This is a genomic window from Flavobacterium branchiophilum NBRC 15030 = ATCC 35035 (assembly GCF_002217205.1).
GTDB classification, from domain to species: Bacteria; Bacteroidota; Bacteroidia; order Flavobacteriales; family Flavobacteriaceae; genus Flavobacterium; species Flavobacterium branchiophilum.
In genome coordinates, this window is the sequence record NZ_MUGT01000023.1 from 1 (window position 1) to 10474 (window position 10474).

9 protein-coding genes are annotated in these 10474 nt (G+C 30.2%); 6 read left to right on the plus strand and 3 right to left on the minus strand.

Going from position 1 to position 10474, the window contains the following annotated elements:
* The first annotated feature begins 468 nt into the window (after positions 1 to 468).
* Positions 469 to 1353 (plus strand): hypothetical protein, encoded by an 885-nt coding sequence (locus B0A58_RS03180; protein ID WP_014083522.1) that lies wholly within the window; start codon positions 469 to 471, stop codon positions 1351 to 1353.
* A gap of 50 nt (positions 1354 to 1403) precedes the next feature.
* On the opposite strand, the gene hutI is transcribed toward B0A58_RS03180, so the two are convergent.
* Positions 1404 to 2639, minus strand: coding sequence for an imidazolonepropionase (gene hutI / locus B0A58_RS03185; protein WP_089079858.1), 1236 nt, complete (start codon positions 2637 to 2639; stop codon positions 1404 to 1406).
* A 362-nt stretch (positions 2640 to 3001) separates the two neighbouring features.
* Between hutI and corA the strand changes: the two genes are divergently transcribed.
* Both corA and B0A58_RS16240 read left to right on the plus strand, forming a co-directional pair.
* Positions 3002 to 4072 (plus strand): magnesium/cobalt transporter CorA, encoded by a 1071-nt coding sequence (gene corA / locus B0A58_RS03190; protein WP_089079859.1) that lies wholly within the window; start codon positions 3002 to 3004, stop codon positions 4070 to 4072.
* A 128-nt stretch (positions 4073 to 4200) separates the two neighbouring features.
* The gene (locus B0A58_RS16240) at positions 4201 to 4392 is read left to right on the plus strand and encodes a hypothetical protein (RefSeq protein WP_133063062.1); all 192 of its coding nucleotides are present in this window, start codon (positions 4201 to 4203) and stop codon (positions 4390 to 4392) included.
* 70 nt (positions 4393 to 4462) lie between these two features.
* Here B0A58_RS16240 and B0A58_RS03200 read toward each other — a convergent pair whose 3' ends face one another.
* A complete protein-coding gene (locus B0A58_RS03200; RefSeq protein ID WP_089079860.1) occupies positions 4463 to 6922 on the minus strand; it encodes an outer membrane beta-barrel family protein in 2460 nt (819 codons plus the stop codon).
* Positions 6923 to 7030: 108 nt separating this feature from the next.
* Complete coding sequence (arsC, locus tag B0A58_RS03205) at positions 7031 to 7372, minus strand: arsenate reductase (glutaredoxin) (protein WP_089079861.1); 342 nt, start codon at positions 7370 to 7372, stop codon at positions 7031 to 7033.
* 67 nt (positions 7373 to 7439) lie between these two features.
* Here arsC and B0A58_RS03210 point away from each other — a divergent pair, with 67 nt between their 5' ends.
* The 3 genes from B0A58_RS03210 (at position 7440) to B0A58_RS03220 (ending at position 10248) form a co-directional block, all read left to right on the plus strand.
* The gene (locus B0A58_RS03210) at positions 7440 to 8357 is read left to right on the plus strand and encodes a CPBP family intramembrane glutamic endopeptidase (RefSeq protein ID WP_089079862.1); all 918 of its coding nucleotides are present in this window, start codon (positions 7440 to 7442) and stop codon (positions 8355 to 8357) included.
* A 21-nt stretch (positions 8358 to 8378) separates the two neighbouring features.
* Complete coding sequence (locus tag B0A58_RS03215) at positions 8379 to 9416, plus strand: AMP-binding protein (RefSeq protein WP_089079863.1); 1038 nt, start codon at positions 8379 to 8381, stop codon at positions 9414 to 9416.
* 85 nt (positions 9417 to 9501) lie between these two features.
* Entirely contained in the window at positions 9502 to 10248 is a 747-nt protein-coding gene (locus B0A58_RS03220) for a hypothetical protein (protein WP_133063063.1), read from the plus strand.
* The last annotated feature ends 226 nt before the right edge of the window (positions 10249 to 10474 follow it).

The window sequence follows — 10474 nt, forward strand, 5'->3', positions numbered from 1 at the left end:
ATATTGGTATAACAGCAAACAAAGCATTAGATCAGATACAAAGTGTTCACAAAGTGGAATTAGAATCCGCCGAAAACAATATAAAGTGGAGTAAAGTTGTTACTTTAAAAAATGAACAAATGAAAATTATAAAACACCTAAATTGTAGTGTATAAAATTGCGAGGAAATTTAGGTAACAAATATAGGCTATTGTCGACTTTTCTTTTCTAAAAATAAAATATGAGGTTTGAGTAAGTCAATTTCATCATCAACCCATAAAATTTTGATGTTTTCCATTTAAAATAAAATTTGGGTGCAATTTAATCTTTAAAAAACAAAAAATGATTAAAATATCGATAAATTTATTTTTTTGTGGTTTTAAATAGGGTTTTTTGGGTAAACATATTCCATACAATTTTTATTAATAAATAGCGTTTCATTTTTATGTTTCAAATAATTTATATAATTTTACGGAAAATTAAAAAACTATGAATTCCCAACAAAACAACTCCAAATTAAAAGCCATTGTATTGGTTTTAGCTCTTTGCCTTTTGGCTAGTTTAGCTTATATTTATAAATTGACGTCTGAAGCTAAAGTTACACAGAATACAATTACAACCATTACAGACGAAAAAGGCAAAGTTTTAGATGAATTGGCCGCTTTGAAAACAACTTATGACGAAGCCATTGCCAAAAACACCTCGCTTTCTGACGAATTGATTGCAGAAAGGGATAAAGTTGTAAGACTTATAGAGGAAGTAAAAAAATCTAAAGGCGATGTAGCTGCTTTGTCTGGCTTTAAACAAAAATTTACCGAATTGCAATCAAAAATGAAAGGATTGTTAATGCAAGTTGATCAATTAAAATCTGAAAATGCCTCTTTAGTATCCCAACGAGACAGTACCATTACTGTTTTGGGCGAAACAAAAAAATACAACGAAGTGTTGATTGGTCAAAACGAAGATTTGTCTAAAACCATTGAGAAAGGTGCCAAATTGAGTGTTTTGAATTTAAAAACGGCGGCTTACAAATTAAGAAGCTCTGGTAAACAAATTGAAACTGCAAAAGCCAGAAAAGCTGATATTTTGAAAATAAGTTTTACCATTGCCGAAAATGCCATTGCAAAATCTGGTGATAAAACCTATTATGTTCAAGTAATTGATAGTAAAAACAATGTTATTGGCGAAAAGAAAACGGTAACATTTGATGATAAAACATTGACTTATAGTTTTTTAAGTAATGTAAAATACGAAAATAAAACCGTACAAGTTTCACAAGATTTAGCTGGAGAAAATTTTGAAAAAGGGACTTATTTTGTTAATATTTTTGATAAAAATGAATTGGTTTCTAATTCGAGTTTTACGTTAGAATAAGCATATAAAATGGACATGATTAAGGGAAATCCAATGTGGGTTTCCCTTTTTTATTGCTGGATACCATTGATAAAAACACTCTCAACTATTTGACTTCCAAATGAATAGGGTATTTCATAAAACGAATGTAGCGGTTTTGTAATTATCAAATTGGCTTTTTTTCCAATGGTTATACTTCCATGTGTAGTAGAAATTCCCATGGCATAAGCCCCATTTATTGTTGCAGCATTGATAGCCTCTTCGGGGGTCATTTGCATTTTTATACAGGCCGTTGCTACAACAAAATTCATATTGCCCGAGGGGCATGACCCCGGATTATAATCTGTGGCAAGTGCCAATGGCAAACCTGATGCAATAATTTTTCGAGCTGGAGTATATGGAATGCTTAAAAAATACGAACAAGCTGGTAATGCAACAGGCATGGTGTTAGAATTTTGAAGAAATTGTATGTCTTCGTCCGAAATAATTTCTAAATGATCAACAGATAGGGCTTGGTTTTCTACAGCCATGGCAACCCCACCTATAATGTTGAATTGATTGACGTGAATTTTTGGAAGCAATCCATTTTCTTTTCCTGCTTTTATGATTCGATCCGATTCTTCGACAGAAAAATAATTTTTTTCGCAAAAAACATCAATAAAATCAGCTATTTTTAAAGCCCCAATTTTAGGTATCATCTCATTTACAATCAAATCAATATATTCTTTATGATTGTTTTTATAAATTGCTGGAAACGCATGTGCTCCTAAAAAAGTTGCTTTTATAGCAATAGGGTAATTTTTTTTTAATTTTTGTATTACATTTAGCATTTTTATTTCAGAAATTGTACTTAAACCATATCCCGATTTTATTTCGATGGCTCCTGTTCCCATTTGGATTATCTCCTCTAATCGAGTTTTACTTTCGTCATACAATTGCTCTTCTGTAATTTCGGATATTTTTTTTGCAGAATTCAATATACCACCTCCTTTTTCGGCTATGGCTTCATAAGTCAATCCGTTGATTCTATCTACAAATTCTTGTTCTCTGTTGCCGGCATATACAATATGGCTGTGGCTGTCGCACCAAGTGGGCAACACAATTTTATTTGTTGCATCTATTTTATGGTCAAAATGACTTTTGGGCAGTTGGGCCATTATGCCATAATCAACAATCAAATCATTTTCAATAATTAGATAGGCGTTAGACAATTTGGGCAATTCCTGCATGTCTTTACCTGCTACTTTAACCACATTGGGTTCTCTTATTTGTAATAAATCTTTTATGTTGTATAATAATGTTTTCATATAGCAATATTTGTTGTAAATATAATATTGTTTTGGAGTTTAGGAATCGATTTTAAATTTAAAAAATATTATTTTTTAAGTAAGGTAAGGATTGTTAAAATTATATTTTGTCGATAATAAAATGTTTTATATCGTTTTTTTTATATTTTATAGTTTGAAAAAAACAATGTTTTGATAGATTCATTCTATGTTTGCAGTGTCAAAATAACAAAATAATAATCAAAAAGTATATACTTTTTTCGATATAAAAATTTAAAGTTTGGGTGTTTTTTATAAAGAAACTATTGAGATGCAATTCTTAATAGTTTTTTTTTGTTTATGCAAGTAATTGCATTAATTTTGTTATTCTAAAAAATACATACTTGAGAAAAATTCGATATAAAAAAGGACAAAAAGTGCAACCTTCTATTTATGAATATACAGGTTTGCATAAAGATATAGATACGAAAATGCAACTTTTTGTATATAATGATTTGAATTTATATGAAATAGATGCTATACAAATTTTGGATTTTGATAGCCATTTGAATCTTTCACAGGTCAATTGGTTGAATATCCATGGATTAAATGATGTTGGTAAAATACAAGCAATAGGTCAGTATTTTAATATAGACAGTTTTATGGTTGGGGATATTTTAAATACTGTTAAACGAACCAAATTAGATGAATACCACGACACACTTTTTTTTAGTATCAAATCGATTACACCAATAGAAAATTCTGAAAACATCAATGTTGAACAAATTAGTTTTTTATTAAAAAATGGTATTTTAGTATCATTTCAAGAAAAAAAGAGCGATTTTTTTTCACATATTCGAGAGCGAATCCGTACCCATTCGGGTATTGTACGCTCCAAAAAAGAAGATTATTTGCTGTATTTATTGCTAGATGCTATTATGGAAAATTTCTATATTACTATTGAAAATGAAGAACTTAAAGTAGAAAATTTGATCAATTTAACCAAGAAAAGTGTAGCACCATCTATTTTGGAACAAATAGTAAAACACCGAGATAATTTTAATTTTTTGAAACGATCAATCATTCCGTTACGGGATTCGTTATACTCTATCAAAAGTATGAAAGACGACAATGTTTTTAATAATATTGCACACGAAAACTATAGTTTTTTTGATAGGCTGCATCAAAAATGTTTGGAATTATTAGAGCAAATCGATTATGATATGACAACCCTAGAGGCGGCATCAAATTTTTATTTTTCGGCACAAAGCCACAAAATGAACGAAGTAATGAAAACGCTAACAGTTGTATCGGTTATTTTTATGCCATTAACTTTTATTGTGGGCGTATATGGTATGAATTTTAAGTATATGCCTGAATTGGATTATAAATTTGGATATTATACCATAGTTGCCGTCATGTTTATTATAGCATTTTTGATGGTCATTTATTTTAAATGGAAAAAATGGTTTTGAAATTGATGATTTCTTAACAAAAAACAGATTTCGCACCTTATTTTACTAAAAAGGCCTTGTTTAGTTAAATAATTAAAAATAGATGTTCTAAAAATTGTCTATTCTAATAATTAAAACTACTTTTGTGCTTGAATCATAAAATTCCGGAAAAAATGTTTGATTTCTCACAGTATCTTGGTTTTTTACTTTTCTTAACCGTCCTAACTATGGGATTTTGGTTGATGTTCTTTTTAGTAGGTTTCGTTCAATATTGGCTTTTTGGAGCTATTCGTGAACTATTAAAAGAAAGAAAAGCTAAAAAAGAATTAGAACAAGCTTAAAAAGTGTTGTTTTAATAGCAATAAAAAAGGAACCCCATCATTGGAGTTCCTTTTTTTATGAAGTAATTTTCTAAAAATCACCTCCACCCATTTCTTCAGATTTTGCAGGTTTTTCTCTTTCGGTTTTTTTCTTGTTAAAACGATAAGAAAAAGTAAGGTTAATTTGTCTAACCCGGCGTTGCATTTCACTGTAGGAATTCAATGTTGGTAAATTAAACTGTCTGTACATTTTTGCAGTATTAAATAAGTCACTCACATTTAATGAAAGGGTTGCTTTGTCTTTTAAAATATCTTTGCTAAAAGCAAGATTCACCATATACATAGCCAAACTTTTTCCTTGGGCAGTGTTTTGTGGTGCCATGTAATTGCCATTTGCTTGAAAATCAATTTTGTACGGTAAAGTAATTCTGGATGAAATTCTAGCAAACCAACTACCTGCATTTTTATCCACTTGGGTTGTTACTAATTCATTGTTGCTCAACAAATTATACGAAAAGTTACCTTTTATTTGACTTTCATATAAATTGAAATTTCCGTTTAACTTCCACCATTTGAACGGGTTATAATTGATATTAAATTCTAAACCGTACCTCATTTCTTTGTCTAAATTAACAGGGGTAGAAACAAGAACAGCTGTCCCATCTACAATCAATCCATTGGGTCTTCTAATAAACTGCATTGTATTTTTCGTGTTGTTGATGTAAACCGAACTTGTAAGGGTTATTTTTTTCCATTTGGTTAATAATCCTAAATCTAATGCGTCTGTAAAAGAAGGATTGATATCTGGATTTCCTTGAAACAAATTGATATTACTGGTATAGCCAGAATAAGGAGCTATAAACCGTCCTCTAGGCCTTGCCACCCTTTTACTATAATTGATTGAAAAACTTGTAATTTCGGTTAATTGGTAATTTAAAAAAGCACTTGGAAAAACATTATCATATTGTTTATGTGTCAATTCGTTTGCATTTTGTAAACTAAATTCTATGTTCGATTTTTCATATCTTAATCCTAATAAGTAAGATATTTTATCTATTTTTGAACCAAATTGCGTATAAATAGCATTTATATTTTCATGATAATTAAATGTATTTGTAAATAAAATATTTGGTGTGTAGTTTCCAAATAAATCATAACTTCCTACTTTGTAAATACTTGACATTTGATTGTAATCACCTTTGAAACCTGCTTCTAATTGACTGTTTTTTTTGATAGGCAAAATATAATCTGTTTGCAATAAACTCCTTTTTTGTGTTTGATAATTGGTTGCACCATCGTTTGTTGCTGTATTTTCTTGACCTATTATTTTGTCATTTATTATGGAAATATCATTATCAGAATTTCTCGAAAAATTAGCATCTAACGTTAATTTATGTCCTTCGTCACTGAATTTTTTTGTAAATTTAGTTGTGTATTCTATGTCGTTGGTGTAAGTGTTTTGATCGTTGAATCGAATACGTTCATAGTTATTATTAATTTCATAATTATAATAATGTACTGTTTCAGGACTGTACCCATCGTTTTTTCGAGTAGTTACTGCGTTAGTCCAAGTCCAAGTTTTAGTCAAATACCAGTCCATTCCAAAGTTAAAATGATAACCTGTTCTACCTCTTTCTCTTGTACTTCGTTCATTTAAACTTTTTTGATAACTGCCATCCGTATTGAAATAATCTGAATCGGTTAATCCTTTTCCTTGTGTTTTATTATCGTTATAACCTATTGTTGTAAAAAAATTAAATTCTTTACTTTTATAATTGACATTGCCCATCAAGCCATTATTTTTTGGATTGCCAATAGTTGCTGTGATTACACCATTTAAACCATTATTTTTGCCTTTTTTCAAGATAATGTTTAATATACCTGCGCCTCCTTCTGCATCATATCGAGCAGATGGATTGGTTACTACTTCTACTTTATCAATGGCGTCTGCGGCAATGTTTTTCAAGGCATCAGTAATATTTACTGCGTTAGATGGTCTTCCGTCTATCAAAACCCTTACGTTTTCGTTGCCTCTAAGGCTAACATTTCCGTCAGAATCTACTGTAACTGACGGTACATTACCCAAAACATCGCTTGCATTTCCGCCCTTTACCATCATGTCCTGCCCAACGTTATATACTTTTTTATCTAATTTAATTTCTACAGTTGATTTTTCGGCTCTTACCACTACTTCATTCAACTGCGATGGGTTTTCGGCTATTTTGATTACTCCTAAATTTGTTGCCGATAACAATTCTTTGGCCTTGATTTCTATTGGCTTAAATGAAATAAATTCTATTTTAATATCATATATACCAGGAAAAATTTCAACACCAAAATCGCCTGTTGCATTGGCAATTCCTCCAAAAATCATTTTATTGTTTTTGGTATTGATCAAAGTAACGGTTGCATACTCTAATGGTTGATTACTTGTTTTTTCTACAATTTTTCCTGTAATGCTTATTTTATTACCAGCTGGTCTGCCTTGAGCATAACCGACAATTTGTAGTAAGGATACAATGGACAGACATAAGAACTGAATCTTCTTCATGTTTTTGGTTTTTTATTTAGATTATTTATATCGTGTAACTTTGGACTTTAAATTGGCAATAAAGTTTAATCGGAATTCAAATTAAATTGTCAAAATGACGCAATGAAGTTATAAAATGTTGTTTATCAATTCCAAAGGCCGTGCAATAACAGCTTTATCACCATTAACAACTATAGGCCTTTCAATCAATACTGGATTTTCTACCATCAAGGCGATCAATTCGTCATGAGTATAGGTGTTGTTTTTATATTTTTCTATCCAAATTTTTTCTTTTGTTCTTATCAATTCCATGGGTGTTATCGAAAGTTTGCTGATAATTGTTTTTAATTCTTCAAAATTGGGTGTTTCTTTTAAGTAATTGATTACTTTTATTGATTTATTTGATTTTTCTAAAAAAAGAAGACATTCTCTCGACTTGCTACATCGAGAATTATGGTATATTTGTATCATAAAATAATATTTAAAAATGCAAATGTAAGTCATTTCTAAATTTAACCATCAAAAAAATCACATAATTATGTTTATAGAACAGGGTGTTCATGCTCAAAATCCCTTTTGGAAGTATATTTTAGGGTCTGTTGTAGTTATTCTTTTTTCCTCAATTGGACAAGTACCTTTTTATTTGGCAATTACTTGGACTTGTATGCGTCAAAATTTGAATTTCCCAACAGATGAAGCGTCTGTAATGACATTTTTAGATTCTAATGTAACCTTATTTTTAATGTTACTTTCTTTTTTGATAGCCATAATTGGCTTATATATTGTAGTAAGTAAAATGCACCAACAAGCTTTCAAAACCATCATGACTGCCCGACCAAAATTAGATTGGAATCGGATTGTATTCTCATTTACAATTTGGGCCATTTTCACAATAATAGTTACAATATCAGATTATTATATGAACCCAAGTCATTATGTTTTACAATTTAAATGGGTGCCATTTTTAATATTATTTTTTATAGCCCTTGTTTTTATCCCCATTCAAACAACATGTGAAGAGTTGGTTTTTAGAGGCTATTTGATGCAAGGCTTTGCCAATTTACATCCATATAAATGGTTTCCACTAATAATGACATCCTTACTATTTGGAAGTTTACATTTATACAATCCAGAAATTCAAAAAATGGGTTATGTTCTGATTTTATACTATATTGGAACTGGTTTTTTACTAGGAATCATAGCTTTGATGGACGACGGCATAGAACTTTCAATAGGATTTCATGCTGCTAATAATCTTATTACAGCCCTACTTGTAACTTCAGACTGGACTGTATTTCAGACCAATTCCATATTTAAAGACATTTCAGAACCCGAAATGAGTTTTCAAATATTTTTTCCATTGATAGTTGTTTATCCCATTTTAATCTATATCTTTAGTCGAAAATACCATTGGAACAATTGGAAGGAACGATTGTTTGGAGCAATTAAACCATAAAAAACAAAAAACGATATAATTATGAGTACAATTAGTTATCAAAAAGTACATAATCAATTCAAAATGAATGGGTTTCATTTTGATAGAGACAGTATGCTTCGTGTGGCATATTGTTTAATAAAAGAAGGAGCTGATTACGAAAAACCAGTCGGAAATTTTTTCTTAGATTGGTTTGACGAAAAATCCTATTTAGAAATCCCAACTTCAGGTTCAACTGGGCCATCAAAAACAGTACGGATTGAAAAGCAAGCTATGGTAAATTCTGCACTTGCGACAGGCGATTTTTTTGGATTAAAACCAGGCGACAGCGCATTGCATTGTTTGCCAGTAAAATATATAGCCGGAAAAATGATGTTTGTGAGAGCTTTTATTTTAGGTCTCGATATTGATTTTGTAGCTCCAAGTTCGCATCCATTAGAAAATAATACTACAAAATATGATTTTGCCGCTATGGTACCAATGCAAGCACAAAACTCATTGGATGCGTTAAAAAACATCAAAAAATTGATTGTAGGAGGCGCAAAAGTAAGCGACAAACTGGAACATGAATTGTCAAAATTGCCTTATCAAGTGTATATTACCTTTGGAATGACAGAGACAATTACACATATAGCTGCCAAAAAAGTTGGCGAAAAATGGTTTACTACATTGCCCAATGTAAAAATTGGAATAGACGACAGGCAGTGTTTAACGATTGATGCCAGCAAAATTTCTGATGAAAAAATTATTACAAATGATATTGTAGAAATTCAAAACGACAATCAATTTCATTTTATTGGGCGTTTAGATAATGTGGTAAATAGCGGAGGAATTAAATTAATTCCTGAACAAATAGAAAAAAAGTTAGACCCATATTTCAATAAAAGATTTTTTGTTGCTGGTCTAGCAGACGAAAATTTAGGCGAAAAACTCGTTTTAGTAATTGAAGGTTTGTTTTTTGAAATAGATCCCACAATTTTTGACGTTTTGGATAAATATGAAAAGCCGAAAGACATCATTTTTAAAGAAAAATTTAATGAAACTTTAACGGGCAAAGTCATAAGAAATGATTTTTTTTAAATATTTTTGCAGCCTTAAAAGTGAATTATTTTAACTTAATTAGTGCTGAAAAGCACACGTAATGTCCCTAAATAAAATCAGAATTATGAAAAAAATTATTTGTACATTGTTGTTTTCAACTATTGGTTTTGCACAATCAGGATTAGTAAAACCTGAAGCCATCAAAAATGAACCTGCTCCAGCGTTTAATATCGAAGAGCATTATGCAAATGTTTATAAAATTGCAAGTTCATTGGGCGATATCGACCAGCAAATAGGAGCTTTAATCAACGTATATGCTGCTTCTCAAAAAGACGAATCTCTTTTAGGTTTGAGTGAATTATACATCAATAAAAAAAACTATGTATCAGCATTGATTTGTGTTAATTCAGTTAAAGATTCTACCACATCTTCTGTTAAAAATGTAAAAGCTTGGACCTATAAATTAGGTGGAAATATTCCTAAATCTACCAAATATTTTAAAGAACTAATGGCTACTGATAAAGACAAAGTAAACCAAAATGCTTTTCAAGTGGCGGTAAATGATTTTGAAGGCAATCTGTTGGCAGATGCTAAAAAAATAATTGCAGAATATAAAGCCAAAACAAAATCAGACGACATGGTAAATACAACGGATAGAGTGTCTTTTTATAATGTAAAATTAACTGCAGCATGGGAAAATTTGGAAGGATTAATTTTGTTAGCAGAATCCAGTGCGGATGCTAATAAAATGAAGGAAAAAAAAGATAAAATTGTGGCCTATTTTGATAAAGCAATTGCATTAGATCCAAAATTTCAATTGGCCATTGACAATAAAACGACATTCTTGAAATTATTTGAACCCAAAAAATAGTTAACAATACCTAAAAAACTACTTCAATCACGAGGTAGTTTTTTTTTATATAATCTGTTTTTTTTGAAGGTGTGTTTATATTATAAATATAAATTTTACCTTATGTTTTGTTGGGCTTGCCTTGTTTTTTGATGAGTTCAATATTCTTATACCAAATAGTTGATTTGATGTTCAAAATGGCTGGATTGTTGTATCTAGGCATTACATACAAATAATACCAAATATA